Here is a 16422-nt window from a genome sequence, read left to right on the forward strand (position 1 = left end):
CCCCATGGGACTTCCAACCGCAAGGCAGCAATTGTCAACGATCGCCGTAAGGCACTTGGAGGTCCCTTGAGTTGCACCAGCATCATCGCGCGCTGGGGTTAGCACCCCTTTCGACCGCCGGCATCAACGTCACCGGCATCGACATCGCTAAGCAGGGTCCGGTTCAGCCGGTCACGCTCGTCCGTCCGCATGCTGCGGCACGGGCCGCACGGTTCTTCGTCGAGAAGTTCCCGGGCAAGGCCATGTATGCGGTAAAGGCGAACCCTTCGCCCGAACTGCTGCAGATCCTGTGGGAAAACGGCATCACCACCTATGATGTGGCGTCGATCGGCGAAGTTCGCCTGGTCGCCCGCACGCTGCCCGAAGCCACGCTCTGCTTCATGCATCCGGTCAAGGCCGAGGAAGCGATCGAAGAGGCGTACTTCACCCATGGCGTCCGCACCTTCTCGCTCGACAGCCTTGAGGAGCTGGAGAAGATCGTCCGCGCCACCAGCCGCGACGGCGTGACCGCGAGCGACCTGACGCTCTGCGTGCGCCTGCGCGTCTCGTCGGACCATTCGAAGCTGAGCCTCGCGTCGAAGTTCGGCGCCGGCCCGGGTGAAGCCGCCAAGCTGCTGTTCGAGACCCGCCAGGTCGCCGACGCGCTGGGCATCTGCTTCCATGTCGGGTCGCAGGCCATGTCGCCGGAAGCCTATTCGAACGCGATGGAGCGCGTGCGCCAGGCGATCATCGAGTCGGCGGTCACCGTGGACGTGATCGACGTCGGCGGCGGCTTCCCCTCGGTCTATCCGGGCATGACCCCGCCGCCGCTCGAAGCCTATTTCGAGACGATCCACCGCGCGTTCGAGAGCTTGCCGATCTCCTATTCGGCCGAGCTCTGGGCCGAGCCGGGCCGTGCGCTGTGCGCCGAGTACAGCTCGATCGTGGTGCGCGTGGAGCGTCGCCGCGGCGCGGAGCTGTACATCAACGACGGCGCCTATGGCGCGCTGTTCGACGCCGCGCATATCGACTGGAAGTTCCCGGTCGAGCTGCTGCGCGAACCGGAATCGAACGCCAAGGACGTCGAGTTCAGCTTCTACGGCCCGACCTGCGACGATCTCGATTACATGAAGGGCCCGTTCCTTCTGCCGGCGGATACCCGCGCGGGCGACTATTTCGAGATCGGCATGCTCGGCGCCTATGGCTCAGCGATGCGCACCGCGTTCAACGGCTTCGGCACCGACGCGACCGTTGTCGTGGCGGACGAACCGATGGCCTCGATGTATGTCGAGCTCGCGGAACGCCAGCCGGCGTGGAACGTCGTCAAGCTGTAACGCAACACACGCTACTACCACGTCGCCCCGGCCTTGAGCCGGGGTCCCGCTGCCTTTACAGGCGTCGATAAGCGGGACCCCGGCTCAGGGCCGGGGTGACGAATGCTTTGGGTTTCCGCGTCCCCTTTTCGAAATGACGGCGGCCAAGAAAGATGGGAGCAACCCCATGACGGACACCAACACGCTCAACAAGCAGGCGAGCGCCAACGCCCCGATCAACGACACCCGCAAGGCGGAGCTGCTGTCGAAGCAGGTCAAGCACATCGACATCACGTCGTTCGATGCGCGCCCGATCGTCGACGCGATGGCCGATATGAGCTTCACCAGCCGCGACCTCGGACGCGCCACCAAGATCTACAACGAGATGCTGGCCGACAAGGACTGCACCGTCGTCCTGGTGATCGCCGGTTCGACCTCGGCCGGCGGCTGCATGGACCTCTATGCGGAGCTGGTGCGCAACAACATGGTCGACGTGATCGTCGCCACCGGCGCCACCATCGTCGACATGGATTTCTTCGAGGGCCTCGGCCACAAGCACTATCAGGCGCTCGAGATCCCCGACGACGACACGCTGCGCTCGCTTTACATCGACCGCATCTACGACACCTACATCGACGAGGAAGCGCTCCAGAACGTCGACCACACGATCTTCGAGATCGCCGAGACGCTCGAGCCCAAGGCCTATTCGAGCCGCGCGTTCATCCGCGAGATGGGCAAGTATCTCGTCGAGAACGGCAAGAAGGACAACAGCCTGGTCAAGCTCGCCTATGAGCATGACGTGCCGATCTTCTGCCCGGCGTTCGTCGACTCGTCGGCCGGCTTCGGCCTGGTCAAGCACCAGGTGGACCGCGCCAAGGAAGGCAAGCCCTACCTGCTGCTCGACGCGATCGCCGACTTCCGCGAACTGACCGAGATCAAGATCCAGGCGGGCACCACCGGCCTGCTGATGATCGGCGGCGGCGTGCCGAAGAACTTCATCCAGGACACCGTCGTCTGCGCCGAGATTCTCGGCCATGACGATGTCGAGGTGCACAAGTACGCCGTGCAGATCACCGTCGCCGACGTGCGTGACGGCGCCTGCTCGTCCTCGACCCTTCAGGAAGCCGCCTCGTGGGGCAAGGTCAACACCGGCATCGAGCAGATGGTGTTCGCGGAAGCGGGCTCGGTCATGCCGCTGCTGGCGTCGGACGCCTATCACCGCGGCCACTGGCGCGAGCGCGTGAAGCGCGGCTGGGCGAAGCTGTTCGCCTGATCCTTTCCGCGGATCGCAACGAAACAGGGCGGCCGGGACATCCCCGGCCGCCCTTTTCTTTTGCCGGCGAGCGAAGGGTCGGAGGGCTCAAGCCGCGATCAACCTGTCCCACGCCGGGAATAGTGGAGCCCATGCCTTGCCAACCAACCGCGCGCTGCAACATGGGGGCATCAATCGGGTTGCAGTCTCATGGTTGACGTATCAGTGAGAGTTGAATGCCCCGTCTGACCGAAGCGACCGCAGCCAAGCGGCGCATGCACATCCTCCAGGCCGCCGCGCACTGCCTTTTCGAACGCGGTCTGCTCGCCACTTCGGTGGATGATGTCTGCGCGCAGGCCGGGATCAGCAAGGGTGCCTTCTACAGCCACTTCCCGAGCCGCGAGGCGCTGATCCACGCAGTGACCGACATGCTCTCCGCCGAGCTTGGCCCGGTGGACGACAGCAGCATCGCCGCGCTCGCCGATTCCGTGTTCGAGCGCCAGATCGCCCCTGCCCTGCCCCCCGCCAACGCCCGTTTCGGCATCGAGATCACGGCCGCCAGCGCCAGTGACCTGGGGCTGCGCGAACGCAACACCGCCAATCTCGAGCGCCTGCGCATGGCGATCGAAGCCGCGGTGCACAGCCTGGTCGCCGCCGGCAAGGCGCGCGCCGATGCCGATGCGGAAGCAGTGGGCTGGCTCGCCCAGGCGCATGTGATGGGCGTGCTCTGCCGCAACGCCGTCTGGCCCGCGCAGGACGAGGCCGCGCTCCGCCGCGCGACGCACCTGCTGTTCGAAAGCCTGCTCGCTCCGGTTTAGTTGCGTTCCCGGAAGGTTTCCGGCAGCCTCCCCGCACAACGCAGTGGAGGGGGACTGCAATGCACAGCGAAATTCTCGTGCCAGTGGTGGCGCTTGTCGCCTGGACCCTGGTGATGCTGGCCTGGATGCTGGTCCTGCGCATCCCCGCGATGAGCAAGGCTGGCGTCGATCTCGGCAAGCTGATCGGCTCCAAGGGCTCGGACGCGGACAAGATCCTGCCCGCCGAAGCGCAGTGGAAGGCCCACAACTACAACCATCTCCACGAGCAGCCGACCCTGTTCTACGCCATCGCGCTCACGCTCGCGCTGCTCGATCGGGGCGAGGGCATCAACCTGTGGCTTGCCTGGGCCTATGTGATCCTTCGCATCGCCCACAGCCTGGTGCAGGCGACCTTCAACAAGGTTTCGACGCGCTTCGCGCTGTTCCTGCTCTCCACCCTGGCGCTGGCGGCGCTGACCCTGCACGCCGGCATCGCGATCGTGATGGATCACTCTGCCCCTACCCCGATCGAGACAACGGCGATGGTGGTGGATCGCTAGGCTTGGCCAGCACCGTCACCCTGAACTTGTTTAAGGGGCAACCTTCCCCGGGCGACACCGTCGCTGGTCGCACCTTGGATGCTGAAACAAGTTCAGCATGACGGGAACAACTAGGCGAATAGCCTACTCAGGCTGCGCTCAAGCATCAGCAACTGCCACAGCGTCCGGCCATGCTCGGCACGGCCTGCCTTATGGTCCGCCGCCAGCCGCTCGATCGCATGCAGGTCGAACCAGCCTGTGCTCTGGAGCAGCTTCGAGCGCCCCAGCGCCGCAGCTTCATCCGCCAGCGCCTTGCGGAACCAGGCGCTGATCGGGGTCACAAAGCCCATCTTGGGCCGGTAGAGCACGTCCTTGGGCAGATAGGGCTCCAGCGCCTTCTTCATCAGCCACTTGCCTTGCCCTGCCCGGATCCGCAGCGATGGCGGCAGCGTCGCCATGAACTGGACCAGCCGATAATCGAGCAAGGGCTCGCGCGCTTCCAGGCTCACCGCCATGCTGGCGCGATCGACCTTGGTCAGGATGTCGCCCGGCAGCCAGTGCTGGATATCGGCATATTGCGCCCGGTCGAGCCCATCGCGCGCCGGCGCCTGGCGCATCGTGTCGGTATAGCGCTGTTCGGCGGTATGCCCGGCCAGCGCCTTCTTCATTGCATCGCTGTAGAGCGCGGCCCGCAGTGCCGGCCCGGTAACACCCACTGCCTTGGGATAGGCCTGCTCGCCATTCTCGGCGAGCGCCAGGAAGGTGGTCTTGGCGCGAAACGGCCGCGGCGCCCAGTCGGCCTTGGGATAGAGCCGCCCCAACGTGCCGAACAGGCTGGTGCGCAGCTCCTGCGGCAGCAGCCCCCGCATCCGCTCCTCAGCCGCGAAGAACTTGTAGCGGCGATACCCCGCCAGCGCCTCGTCCGCTCCATCGCCCGACAGCGCCACGGTCACGCTCTCGCGCGCCAGCTCGCACACCCGGTAGGTCGGCAGCGCCGAGGCATCGGCAAAGGGCTCGTCGAACGCATGGACCAGCGTGTCGATCAGTGCGAAATCGTCCGACGCGACCTTGCGCGCCTGGTGCGCGGTGGCGAAGCGCTCCGCGACCATCTGCGCATAGGCGGTCTCGTCATGGTCGGCCTCGTCGAAGCCGATCGTGCAGGTCTTCACCGCCGTCTTGCTCGCCTCGGCCATCAGCGCGACGACCGCCGAGCTGTCGACGCCGCCCGAGAGGAACGCCCCCAGGGGCACGTCGGCAATCATCCGCGAGCGCACCGCGCTGCGCATCATGTCGAGCAGTTCGGCCTCGAGATCACGGACCTTGCCGGTCGCGCGCTTCGAGAAGTCGATATCCCACCAGCGCTGCGGCGCCGGCACCGGCTTGCCGCGTTCGAGCAGCAGGAAATGCCCGGCGGGCAACTTCTTCACGCCGCTCAGGATCGAGGCGTCGTCGGGCACGTAGCCGAGTCCCAGATAATCCTCGACCGCCTTGAAATCGGGCGTGCGGCGGAACAGCGGATGCGCCAGTAGCCCCTTCAGCTCCGAGGCAAAGGCCACCGCCCCGTCCGACAGCTCTGCATAATGGAGCGGCTTCACGCCGAACCGGTCGCGCGCCAGGAACAGGCTCTGCGTCCGGGCGTCGTAGAGCGCGAAGGCAAACATGCCGTTCAGTCGCTCCAGCATCCGCGGCCCCCAGGCGCGCCAGCCGTGCAGCAGTACCTCGGTATCGCTGTCGGTGGCGAAGCGCGCGCCCTTGGCTTCCAGCTCGGCGCGGACCTCCTGGAAATTGTAGATCTCGCCATTGTAGGTGACGACCACGCCCTGGTCCGGCGTCGCCATCGGCTGCACGCCGCCTTCCAGATCGATGATTGCCAGGCGCCGATGCCCCAGCCCCACGCCGGCAGTGACCCACACGCCCGATCCGTCCGGCCCGCGATGCACCAGCGCATCGGTCATCTGCACGATGCGCGCGGGGTCCACAGGCTTGGCCAGCGCGGGATAGTAAAGGCCGGCGATGCCGCACATTCAGCGAAGATTCCTCATTTCACTCCCCTCCCTGGAAGGGAGGGGTCGGGGGTGGGTCCTTGCACACGATACGGTGACGCCATCACGCGGCAGCCGTATCGCCAAGACGCCACCCACCCCTAGCCCCTCCCTTGCAGGGAGGGGAATAGCACGGGTGGAAGCCAAGGAAATCAGCGCGTGCCCGTCATGCGATCGGCCAGCCCCTCCACCGGCCCCATCGCACCCAGGAAATCCTGGATAGCAGCGTGTGCGCCATTCTCACTGCCCTGCTCGGCCGAGAGCAGTACCGCCACGCCGGACTGGTTGCCGCCGAGCAGCTTGGTCTTGAGCGTCTCCAGCTTCACCCGCTTCTCGCTGCCGGTCAGCACGCCGCCGATCCGATACCAGGTGACGACTTCGCGCTCGACGCGCCCCGGCCCGGTCATCCGCAGCGCGGCGCCGCGGCGTACCGGCCCGAGGTCCTCGATCTTCACCCAGCGGTCATTCTCGCGGATCGCACCGATGCCGAAACCGACCAACTCGCGCCCCTCATGCTGGGTCGCATAGACGGCCACCGCCAGATCGACGCTGCGGCCATTGTCGTCGGCATAGCGCCCGATCAGCATGTGATCGGCGCCCGGGAAATTGGGCGACCAGGCCGCGCGTGTCGCCGGTGGGACGCGGTGCCAGCCCGGCACGTCGGGCAAGGCGATCTGCGCGGGCAGCTTCGAGGCGCGCGCATCGTTGAGGCTCGACCAGCCGAGGAACAGGCTCGCCACCAGCAGCACCAGCACAGCCGCGATCGGCGCATCCACCCGGCGGCTCGGCACCGTCTGCAACTTGGCCGGATCGAACCAGCGCGCGTCGGGATCGCGATCGAACCATTTCCAGCCGATCGCCAGGACCGCCGCCATCACCAGCGCGAAGAATACCCAGCCATAGACGATATGGTCGAAGCCGGTCGCCGCCTCCACCGAGGTCCACCATGCCGCATAGATCGTCCCGAAGGCGCGCAGCCCATTGGCAAGGATCGGCACGACGACCGCCGCGACCATGAATGCCGCGCGCTTTCGCCACGAGACGTAGCAGACATTCGCCACCAGCACGCCGAACGCGATCATCGCGATCACGAACTTGGCGCCCGAGCACGCCTCGGCCACTTCGAAATAGCCGTTGGAGGTGGTGATCAGCACCCCGTCCACGCTCGCCGGAACCCCGAATGCGTGGAGCATCGGCATGATCATCGTGATCGTGATGTCCTGCAACGGCCCTTCCATGAAGTCACCGAACGGCACCAGGAACGCCATGTAGCAAAGCGGGAAAAGCACGGCGCGAGACACGTTCGGCCCCAGCACGCTCACCACCGCCCCCTGCAGCATCAGCACGAGCCCCGCATGACGGAATAGCGCGACGCCCGCGGCATCGCCGACCATCCAGCCGAGCCCGCCGCACGCGACGATCGCCAGCCCGGGCCACCAGCCCTGCGGCACGACTTCGCTTAGCTCCAGCCGGCGCTGCCATACCAGCCAGGCGATCACCGGGGTGATGAACAGGCAATGCCCGAAGGTCGTGTTGGTCCAGTAGATCGTTGCCAGATCGGCGGTGTCGCGGTGGAAGATCGCCAGCAGCGCGACCCATACGGCGCCGAGGATGGCGGCATGCCGCTTCCAGCGCGCGTCGAAGCTGGCTGTGGCGGGCATGGGAGCCTGCGCAGGGATCGCTACATCAGCCATCAGAACCAAACCTCGGCATCGCGACCCCAATCCCGTCATCCCCGCGAAGGCGGGGATCCAGGGTTACTTCGCGCATCGCTTTGGGCTCTGGATCCCCGCCTTCGCGGGGATGACGGAAGAAGGAAATCACGCCGCCCGCCGCGGCTTCTTGGGCACGTCGGTCACGCGGGCCACGCGTTCTTCCTTGGCCGGGCGCAACGGCTGGCCGAGCACTTCGTCGAGCGGGCTCAGCCGCGCTTCCCAGCTGTATCGATCGATCACCCGCTGGCGCGCCGCCTCGCCCAGTTCGGTCGCCTTGCGCCGGTTGGAGAGCAGCCGCGTCACATGTTCGGCCATCTCGCCCACGGTGGCGCCGACCAGGATGGTGCCGCCATGGTCGATGCCGGTCGCGGCGGCCTCGCTGGCCACCACCGGCCGTGCCATCGCCATGCCTTCCAGCACCTTGTTCTGGATGCCCCGCGCCAGCTTGAGCGGCGCCACGACTACCGCCGCCTGCGCCAGCCAGCCGCGCACGTCCGGCACTTCGCCGATCACCGCGACACCCGGATGCTTGCCCAGCGCCTTCACCGCGTCGGTCGGGTTGCGGCCGACGATGATGAAGCGGGCATCGGGATGGACCAGGCGGATATGCGGCAGGATCGTCTCGACGAACCAGGTCACGCCCTCGATGTTCGGGCGATAGTCCATCTGCCCGGTGAAGACGATCGTCGATCCCATCACATCGACGCGCTTGAAGGTCGATGCGGGGTCGAAATACTCGGTGTCGATGCCGTTCTCAAGCACATGGACGCGGTCGGCGCCGGTCCGCTGGCGGAACAGCTCCGCCTCCGCCTCGCTGACGAACAGGTTCGCGTCGGCGCGCTGCGCGATCGCCTTCTCATGCGCGAGCAGCATCCGCGCCTCGCGGCCGAGCATCCAGCGCATCGGTCCCTTGGAGCTCTTCGCATAAGCCGCGAACTTCGCCGAATCCATGTCGACGAAATCCATGATCACGCGCTGGCGCGGCCGCGGCGGCAGATACTGCGCCATCTGGCTGGAGAAGACGTAGATCGTGTCAATCCGGTGCCGCTGGAGGATATTCTCCACCGACTGGCGCAGCGCATCATTGTCGAACGCCGTGAGCGACACCGGGCGGTGCTGCATCAGCGCCTGGAAGCCCGCGACCATCTGCGACTTGGCACGCCACACGATCGAGCGGTTGCCGGTATATTTGGTCAGCCCGCCCTTCTGCTTCAGATCGGCAGGATCGTCGGCAAAGGCGATCAGATGCACCCGCTGCTTCGTCGACAGGTATTTGAGGACGTGGAAGCCGCGGATCTTGTCACCCCGGTCGGGGGGATAAGGCACGCGGTGTGCCAGGAAGAGGATATCGCCCATCAGCCAAGGCCCTTCGCGATCAGCGGACCCGCGCGATTGGCGATCCACAGGGGCAGCTTGCTCCAGACGCGCACCTGCAGCGAATATTTCGGGTTCACCGGGCTCGCATCGCGCGGCTTGGCGCCCTCGGCGATGCGGTCGTAATAGGTCAGCGGCTTCGGCTCGAAGCCCCAGTTCTTCTTGAACGCCGCCGGGCCGGTCCCGGTCTTCGAACGGCCGAAGTCGAAACGCTGGCAGCCGCGTTCGCGGGCATGGCGCATCAGCTCGAAATACATGCGGTCATTGGCGCGCAGGCCCCGCGCCGCGCGCGTGCCGCCGCCCCAATAGGGGTAGACCGTCCCCTTCCAGTAAAGGCTCAAAACGCTCGCCACTGCCACCCCGCCATGGCGGACTATAAGCACGTCCGCCGAATTGCCAAATTCCCGCAAAACCTCGGAAAAAAGACTCCGGGGAAATACGGGCGTGCCGAGGTTGCGGACCGATTCGGCATAGACGGCATAATGAGCGGCGATGTCGTCGGGATTACAGCCGATCGATATCTCCAGATCGTTCTCCAGCGCCTTGCGCACTTCGGCGCGCTGCTTGCGCGGGATGGCGAGCAGCTCGGCATCATCGTCCGCGGCCAGGTCGCGCACGAAACCCAGGTAGCGCGTGTCGTCCACGCTCCATTCCGGCCCGGGCAGCGGCCCGCCGCGCACTTCCATCACCGGGCATTTCCGCTTCTGCGCCAGCATCCAGGCCGCGTCCGCCATCTGCGAGACCAGCCGCGCGTCATGCGTCAGGATGCCTCCGCCCACGCCGAACCCGGCCGAGGCGAGCACCTTGCCGAAGATCGGCGAATAGATTTCGGTCAGCGGCATCACGCCGGCCAGGTCGCCCTTGGCGTTCTCGGCGATCAGATAGTGGCTCTTCTGCCCGCAGCCCCGTGCCACCCCGATGCTCCAGGCAGGCAGATGGAAGGGTGTACCCTCGGGATGATCGTGGACGAACGCACCGATCCGCGCGCGCTCGATCTCGTCGCCCAGGTCCGCGATGCGCAGAGACACCGGCTTGGCGAGCAAGGGCGCGTTCACTTGGCGCACTCCGCCTTCAGCTTCTCCGCCTCGCGTGCGGCGACTGCGTCCATCCGGCCCCATTCATGCCCCGCGATCAGCGTTTCGAGCTTGCCCGCCATTGCGCCCAACCGGCTGTAGTGGCGCAGCTTCGACTTGAACGGCGCATCCTGCACGCGCGGCTGGCCCGGGTCGATCTCCCAGGGATGAAAGTAGAAGATCGCGGGACGAGCCGCGTCATTGGCGGCGCGCACCGCGCGATAGGTCACTTCGCCGGGCAGCAGCCGGAAGAAGCCGCCGCCGGTGGTCACCTCGCGACCGAAGAAGCTCGCCAGCGTGATCGGCACCTCGATCAGTTCGGCGCCCGGCACCGGCCAGAAGGCGCCGCGCGGCGCATCGTGCCAGCCATAATGGTCATGCTTCACCGGCGCGACGCTCGAAGAATAGGCATAGCCTTCCTCGGCCAGCACCTCGTGGGCCCAGGGCGTGCGGCGATCGATCGAGAAGCTCGGCGCGCGGTATCCGGTCACGCTCGAGCCGCTCGCATCCTCGAGCGCCTTGCGCGCCCGGCCGATATCGGCGCGGAACTGCTCGGGATCGAGGGTGAAGACGCGGGCATGATCCCAGCCATGGCTGGCGACCTCGTGCCCCGCTTCGGCGATGCGGCGGATCAGCGCCGGATAGCGTTCCGCCACCCAGCCCAGCGTGAAGAAAGTCGCCTTGACCCCGCCCGCATCGAACAGCGCCAGCACCTTGTCGGTGTTCGCTTCCACCCGGTGCTCGAGCGAATCCCAGTCGTCGCGCGCGATCGTGTTCTCGAAGGCGCCGACCTGGAACCAGTCCTCGACATCGACCGAGAGCGCGTTGACCACCATCGCGATCAGGCCACGTTCCCGCGCACGGCCGACAGGTCAGGGCGGCGGCCCTGCGCATCGCCCTGCTCGACCCAGTCGACCAGCAGACCCAGCACGCGGCGCAGCGCCTCGTCCTGGTCGCGCAGCTGCGCCTCCAGGTCGGTGATCCGGCGCTGGAGCGTGTCGTCGGCAACCGGCGCCACCGGAGCCGGTGCCGTGAAGACCGGGCGCAGCGGCACCGGGTCGGTGGGATGCGGCGGCGGCACCGGCGCACCCATCCCCATCGGCGCGACATCGGTCAGCTCATAGGGTTCCGGCTCAGTCACCGGCGCGAACGCCTCGACCGGCGGCGGCGCGAAGGCAGCCGGCGTCGCGATCGGCGCCGGGCGATAGGTGGAGAGCGGCGTATCCTGGTTGAGGTCGGCGATCACCGCCGCCAGCTCGTTCGCGCCGAACGTCTCCATCTCCTCGACCGCACCGAACAGCAGCACGCGGCTGGCGAGCTGGTTGATCCGGCGCGGCGAGCCGCCCGACCAGCGATGGATCGCCGCCACCGCGTCATTGGTGAAGCGCGGCTTGCCGCGCCAGCCGACACAGGACAGGCGGTGGATCAGGTAGGGCTCGACTTCGTCGGCCTGCATCGGATCGAGATGATGCATCGCGATCACGCGCTGGCGCAGCTGCTCGAGCCGCGGATCGCTGAGGGTCACGCGGAACTCCGGCTGGCCGAGCAGGAAGATCTGCAGCAGCGGATAGCCGCCGGCCTGGAAATTGGAGAGCATGCGCAGCTCCTCCAGGCTCTCGATCGGCAGCGACTGCGCCTCGTCGACCACGACGAGCGTGCGCCGCCCGGTACGCGCCACCGCATGCAGCCCGCGCTCGATCTCGCCCAGCATCTCGGCCTTGTTCAGGCCGGAGCTTTCGATCCCCAGCCCCTGGCAGACGAAGCGCAGCAGGTCCTCGGGGCGCAGCTGGGTCGAGACGATCTTGATCACGTTCAGCCGCTCGCGATCGATCTCGCCGAGCAGATGCCCCATCAGCGTGGTCTTGCCCACGCCGGGATCGCCGGTGATCACCACAAAGCCCTCGCCCTGGCTCAGTCCATAGCCAAGATAGGCCATCGCCTTGCGGTGCGTCGCCGTGTCGAACCAGAATTTCGGATCGGGGGTCAGCTGGAAGGGCCGGCCGGTCAATCCATAGTGATCGTCGTACATGTTCCCGTCCCGACCCTTAGAAGCCGTAGCGCAGGCCCAGCAGCGCCTGTGCGCTGGCCGAGCTTTCGCCATCCCGCTCGAACCCGAAGATGCCCGTCGAAAGCGTGGCACCGAGTCGTCCGAAGCGATGGGTATAGGCGGCATTCGCTCCCCAACCGTAAATGCCGTCGTTCCCCGGGATGTCGCTGTTGTAATAGCTGCCCAGCACGCTGCCCTGGAGCGAGCCGTTCGCGCCGACATCGGTCGAGGCGAAGAGCTGGCCATAGATGGTCGTGTCGCTGGTGCCGTTGGTGGTGAAGCCGGTGCCGCCGGTCGGCGCGATGAAGTCGCGCTTTGCATAGCCGCCGCCGATGCCGAAGCGGGTGCCGCCACGGCCCATCACCGCCACGCCGGTCACGCCGCGTGCGCGATAGGCGGAGGTGGTGGCGGACGCGAGCACAGCGTTCATGCAGCCACCGGTCGCCGCGCTGGTCGTCCCGTAGATGCAGCCCTGGAACTGGTTACCGAACGGATCGGTACTGCTCGCGATGCTGGTCGGCAGGTTGGAGAGCCCGCCGTTCAGCTGCTGGCCGAAGGTCTGCACCGTGTCATAGACGCCGATCTGGATGCCGCTGCCCGGGGTCGGCTGGTAGCTGAGCGAGCCGGTATAGCTCATCGAGCCGTAACGCCGGCCCACGCGCGCCTCGAAGAAGGTGCGGCGGCTCGGCTTCCAGATCACGCCGGCATCCCAGAACACGCCGTCCAGGTCATAGGCGATGCGGCGCGGCGAGTTGGGATCGGTGCGGAAGCGCCCTGCCCCGTCGAGCACCGGCTGGCCGGCACCGTTGAGCAGCGCATCGCGCTGGCTGATCTTGATCTGCTCGTAGCCGACGCCGCCCGCCAGGGCGAGGCCGCGCATGATCGGCAGCACCACGTCGCCGCGGCCCCACTTCCCTTCGAAGCGCTGGTCGAGCTGGCCGGCGTCCTCACGCGTGTACGAGCCGCTCACCGTGATGCCGACGGGCAGCACCGTGCCCGACTTCACGCCGACGCTGGCGGTCGCGACATGCACCTTTGAATCGTCATAGTAATCGAGCCGCGGCTGGCCGGCGGCCAATCCGGTCGAACCCGGCGCTTCCACCTTGGTATAGCCGAAGCGGTAGGCGCCGTTGACGAACATCGGCCCCAGATGCGTTGCGAGGTTCGGGCCGACATAGGCCGAGAAGACCTGTGCCGAGTTGCTGAAATTGCCGACATTGCTGGTCTGCACGTCACCACGGACGTCCGAACGGGTGCGCGTGGCGATGCCGCCCGCCTCGATCGACAGGCCCGGCGCCACCGCCGCCTTCACGGTCGCGAGGCCGCTATGCGTGTGATCGTTGTTGAGCTTGTTCTGATAGTCGAACCGGTGCTCGTAGCGATAGCTCACCTGCACCTCGACGCGGCGGGACTGCACCTGCGCATCGATGCCGGCACCAAGCGTCGAGTAGGTCAGCACGTCGCCGCCGTTCAGATCGGCCGCGACCACCTGGCTCGCTTCGACATAGGGCGTGATCCGGGCGCGCTGGGCGCTCGCCGGCGTGATGGCGGTGGCGGCCAGCAGCGCCGCACCGGTAACGACAAGCCGCTTCACCGGCTTTCCTCCCCATATTCGTAATAGCTGCCAAACCGGCGGCCGCCGGGCTGGAACGAGACGGAATTGAGCACGAGCTGGATATGCTCGCAGGCATCCAGCGTGTTGACAGCCTGGCGCAGGTCGCCCTCGCTGGTCTTGTCCGCGCGCACGACGAGCATCACCTGCCCGACATGCAGCGCCAGCACCGAAGCGGGCGACGCCGCGAGCGCGGGCGGCGAATCGAAGATCACGATGCGGCGCGGATTGGCCTCGGCCAGCCCGTCGATCACTGCACGCGCGCGATCGCTGGCCAGCAGCTCGGTATCGCTGATCGAGCGGGCACCGGCCGGCAACACCGAAAGCTGCGGCACATCGGTGTCGATGATGCAGTCCTCGACATTGGCCACCGAACCGGCGAGCACATCGAGCAGGCCCGGACCGTTCGGCAGGCCAAGCCGCGGCAGCACGTCAGGCTTCGGGAAATCGGCATCGACCAGCAGCACCTCGACGTCACGCTCGGTCGCCATCGAGAGCGCAAGGTTGATCGCGCAGAAGGTCTTGCCCTCGTTCGGCTGGGCCGAGCAGACCAGGATCATCCGGGCGCGGTCGGCGGCCTTGACGGTATCCTTGGCGGCAACGGCACGCGCGGTGAGCAGCAACTGGCGCTTCACCATGCGGAATTCTTCCGCCAGCGGCGTGATCGGCCCACCGGGGATCAGCATCCCGCCCTGTTCGAGAACGCGCCGATCGATCGGGGCGACGCGATCGCGCGTACGGGCGGTCGAAATCTGCGGCTCGGAGACCGCGCTCTCGGCGATCTCTGCTCCCCGGCGAAGGCCGGGGCCCAGGATCACGGGCGACTCGCTGCTGGGCTCGGGGCCCCGGCTTTCGCCGGGGACCGGCTGTGCCTGGGGCACTGGCTCGGGAGCAACAACAACGGGCCCAGCAACCGGCGCAGGCGCAGGCGCCACGACCGGAGCCGGCACAAGAACAGGAGCCTCAACTCGCGGCTGCGGCGCAGGCGCGGGCGATGGAGCCTCTGCACGCGGCGCCTCAACCCGCGGCTTCGGCGCAGCCTTGGAAACCGGTGCGGGTGGCACGTCCTCGATCGGCGCGGGCGCATAATGGAAGCCCTGCGCGGCGCGCTCGAGCAGCGATCCCTTCAGGCGGCGGGGCGTATGGTCATTCATCTCAGGCTCCCATGCCCCGCTGAAGGAACTCGACCCCGATCAGCCCGACATAGGCAACGCCGAGCGCTGCGACGCCGCCCGCGAACAGGGTCAGCTTCTTGCGGCGCATCGCGGTCTGCGCTGCGGTCACCACTTCGCCGATCGATCCGATCACCGGCATGCCGCTCGCCTTTTCCAGCTTGGCGGCGGTCGGGAAGGTCGCGGTCAGCTTGCCCAGCGCAAACGCGAAGGCCACGCCCGCGCCCAGCCCGGCGATCAGCACGCCGGTCAGCAACAACGGACGATTGGGCGAGGTCGGCGCGCGCGGCTGGGTCGGCGGATCGACGACGTTGAACTTGTCTGCGTCGGCGACATTCTGCGCCTGGCTCGAAATCTTCATCTGCTCGCGCTGGGCGAGCAGCTGGTCATATTGGGTCTTGAGCACCTGGTACTGGCGCTCGATCTCGCCCTGCTCGGCCGCGACGCCCGGCGCTTCCGCCATCTTGGCGCTCAGCGCGTTCAGGTCGCCTTCGATCTGCGCCTTGCGCTGGATGAGCGCGGCAACCGTCGCCTGTTTGTCCGCCCGCATCGACTGCAGGCCGATATAGACCGGATTGGAAGCCCCCGCCGACGCACCACTCACCACCGGCTCGCGCGAAGCGGCGGACTGCGCCGCCGCCAGCTGGTTCTTGAGCGCGATCATGTCCGGATGGCTATCGGTATAGCCCTTGGCCCGCGCATCGGCGATCTGGCCCTGGATCGCCTGCAGCCGCGCCCGTGCCGGCCCGGCGACCGCGCCGCCGCCCGAACCCGCGATGTTCGCCGGCGTGCCCGCCATCTGGGCATTGACCACGTTGAGACCCGATTGCGCCGCCGCCAGGTCGCCCTGGATCTGCGCCAGCTGCGTCCGCGCGGCCGAGACGCGATCCTCGATCGATCCCGTGCCCGGCAGCGAGCCGAGGAACTTCGCCTGGAAGTCGGCACGCTTGCTGTCGGCGTCCTGCAGCTGCTTCTGCCGCTCGGCGAGCTGCTGGTCCATGAAGTCGAGCGACTGGCTCGACTGGTCGCGATTGTCGGAAAGGTTGGTCTCGACGAAGATGTCGATCAGCTTCTGGGCGATCTGCTTGGCGAGCTTGCCGCTCTGCGTCGTCACCGTGATCTCGAACAGATTGTCCTGCTGCGCGGTCAGCTTGATCGCCGCCTGCAGCCCGGCCACGCGGTCCGCCACGTCGCGGTCGGTCGCCACCGTCCGCGCCAGGTCGGTGCCACGCACCACCTTCTCCAGGTTCACTGCGCTGGTCAGCGTCTGGCGGATCCGGTCAAGGTCCTTCTGCTGGTTGAGCGCGGTCGTCCCGTCGGTCGGGATGATCTGGCGCAGCTGCACGAAGATGCGCGCGCGCGATTCATATTTGTTCGGCATCTGCGACACGACCAGCCAGCCGGCCAGGCAGATGCACCACGCCACCGCCAGCGCAATCCAGCGCCGTTGCCAGACCGCGTGCAGTGCGCCGCGCAGTTCTTCGTAGAGGTTCCCCACCCGCGCTAC

Annotated in this window: 13 protein-coding genes; 4 read left to right on the forward strand and 9 right to left on the reverse strand. The window is 67.1% G+C overall.

Going from position 1 to position 16422, the window contains the following annotated elements; all coding sequences use genetic code 11:
- The first annotated feature begins 71 nt into the window (after nt 1-71).
- From AC1RJ5_RS04870 to AC1RJ5_RS04885, 4 genes are all read left to right on the forward strand, one after another.
- Entirely contained in the window at nt 72-1313 is a 1242-nt protein-coding gene (locus AC1RJ5_RS04870; protein ID WP_269574870.1) for a type III PLP-dependent enzyme, read from the forward strand.
- A gap of 166 nt (nt 1314-1479) precedes the next feature.
- Nucleotides 1480-2565, forward strand: coding sequence for a 1,9-bis(guanidino)-5-aza-nonane synthase (locus AC1RJ5_RS04875; protein WP_269574869.1), 1086 nt, complete (start codon nt 1480-1482; stop codon nt 2563-2565).
- A 215-nt stretch (nt 2566-2780) separates the two neighbouring features.
- Nucleotides 2781-3362: a TetR/AcrR family transcriptional regulator gene (locus AC1RJ5_RS04880; RefSeq protein WP_493112008.1), complete on the forward strand. Its 582-nt coding sequence runs from the start codon at nt 2781-2783 to the stop codon at nt 3360-3362.
- A 59-nt stretch (nt 3363-3421) separates the two neighbouring features.
- Nucleotides 3422-3901 (forward strand): MAPEG family protein, encoded by a 480-nt coding sequence (locus AC1RJ5_RS04885; protein ID WP_269574867.1) that lies wholly within the window; start codon nt 3422-3424, stop codon nt 3899-3901.
- A gap of 110 nt (nt 3902-4011) precedes the next feature.
- Here AC1RJ5_RS04885 and AC1RJ5_RS04890 read toward each other — a convergent pair whose 3' ends face one another.
- The 9 genes from AC1RJ5_RS04890 to AC1RJ5_RS04930 form a co-directional block, all read right to left on the reverse strand.
- Nucleotides 4012-5904 carry an XrtA/PEP-CTERM system amidotransferase gene (locus tag AC1RJ5_RS04890; RefSeq protein ID WP_493112010.1) on the reverse strand — a complete coding sequence of 631 codons (1893 nt, stop codon included), beginning with the start codon at nt 5902-5904 and terminating at the stop codon, nt 4012-4014.
- 170 nt (nt 5905-6074) lie between these two features.
- Complete coding sequence (gene xrtA / locus AC1RJ5_RS04895) at nt 6075-7583, reverse strand: exosortase A (RefSeq protein ID WP_493112012.1); 1509 nt, start codon at nt 7581-7583, stop codon at nt 6075-6077.
- A 159-nt stretch (nt 7584-7742) separates the two neighbouring features.
- Complete coding sequence (locus tag AC1RJ5_RS04900; protein WP_184167521.1) at nt 7743-8993, reverse strand: TIGR03087 family PEP-CTERM/XrtA system glycosyltransferase; 1251 nt, start codon at nt 8991-8993, stop codon at nt 7743-7745.
- A complete protein-coding gene (locus AC1RJ5_RS04905) occupies nt 8993-10066 on the reverse strand; it encodes a FemAB family XrtA/PEP-CTERM system-associated protein (protein WP_493112014.1) in 1074 nt (357 codons plus the stop codon). The genes AC1RJ5_RS04900 and AC1RJ5_RS04905 overlap by 1 nt, the downstream gene beginning before the upstream one ends.
- Nucleotides 10063-10917 (reverse strand): XrtA system polysaccharide deacetylase, encoded by an 855-nt coding sequence (locus AC1RJ5_RS04910; protein ID WP_269576600.1) that lies wholly within the window; start codon nt 10915-10917, stop codon nt 10063-10065. Before AC1RJ5_RS04910 ends, AC1RJ5_RS04905 begins: the two co-directional genes overlap by 4 nt.
- Nucleotides 10918-10925: 8 nt before the next feature.
- The gene (locus AC1RJ5_RS04915) at nt 10926-12113 is read right to left on the reverse strand and encodes an XrtA/PEP-CTERM system-associated ATPase (protein ID WP_493112016.1); all 1188 of its coding nucleotides are present in this window, start codon (nt 12111-12113) and stop codon (nt 10926-10928) included.
- A gap of 16 nt (nt 12114-12129) precedes the next feature.
- The gene (locus tag AC1RJ5_RS04920; protein ID WP_269574862.1) at nt 12130-13725 is read right to left on the reverse strand and encodes a hypothetical protein; all 1596 of its coding nucleotides are present in this window, start codon (nt 13723-13725) and stop codon (nt 12130-12132) included.
- The gene (locus tag AC1RJ5_RS04925) at nt 13722-14561 is read right to left on the reverse strand and encodes an AAA family ATPase (protein WP_493112018.1); all 840 of its coding nucleotides are present in this window, start codon (nt 14559-14561) and stop codon (nt 13722-13724) included. The genes AC1RJ5_RS04920 and AC1RJ5_RS04925 overlap by 4 nt, the downstream gene beginning before the upstream one ends.
- Nucleotides 14562-14898: 337 nt before the next feature.
- Nucleotides 14899-16413 carry an XrtA system polysaccharide chain length determinant gene (locus AC1RJ5_RS04930; protein ID WP_493112020.1) on the reverse strand — a complete coding sequence of 505 codons (1515 nt, stop codon included), beginning with the start codon at nt 16411-16413 and terminating at the stop codon, nt 14899-14901.
- Nucleotides 16414-16422 lie beyond the last annotated feature (9 nt).

The sequence above is a fragment of the Sphingomonas sp. GW822-FHT03G08 genome (genome assembly GCF_058801135.1).

What these genes read in the sequence shown, in the direction of transcription:
- AC1RJ5_RS04915 (WP_493112016.1), bottom strand. Translation starts at nt 12,113, where the DNA reads ATGTACGACGATCACTATGGATTGACCGGCCGGCCCTTCCAGCTGACC.
- AC1RJ5_RS04900 (WP_184167521.1), bottom strand. Translation starts at nt 8,993, where the DNA reads ATGGGCGATATCCTCTTCCTGGCACACCGCGTGCCTTATCCCCCCGAC.
- xrtA (WP_493112012.1), bottom strand. Translation starts at nt 7,583, where the DNA reads ATGCCCGCCACAGCCAGCTTCGACGCGCGCTGGAAGCGGCATGCCGCC.
- AC1RJ5_RS04880 (WP_493112008.1), top strand. Translation starts at nt 2,781, where the DNA reads ATGCCCCGTCTGACCGAAGCGACCGCAGCCAAGCGGCGCATGCACATC.
- AC1RJ5_RS04875 (WP_269574869.1), top strand. Translation starts at nt 1,480, where the DNA reads ATGACGGACACCAACACGCTCAACAAGCAGGCGAGCGCCAACGCCCCG.
- AC1RJ5_RS04890 (WP_493112010.1), bottom strand. Translation starts at nt 5,904, where the DNA reads ATGTGCGGCATCGCCGGCCTTTACTATCCCGCGCTGGCCAAGCCTGTG.
- AC1RJ5_RS04885 (WP_269574867.1), top strand. Translation starts at nt 3,422, where the DNA reads ATGCACAGCGAAATTCTCGTGCCAGTGGTGGCGCTTGTCGCCTGGACC.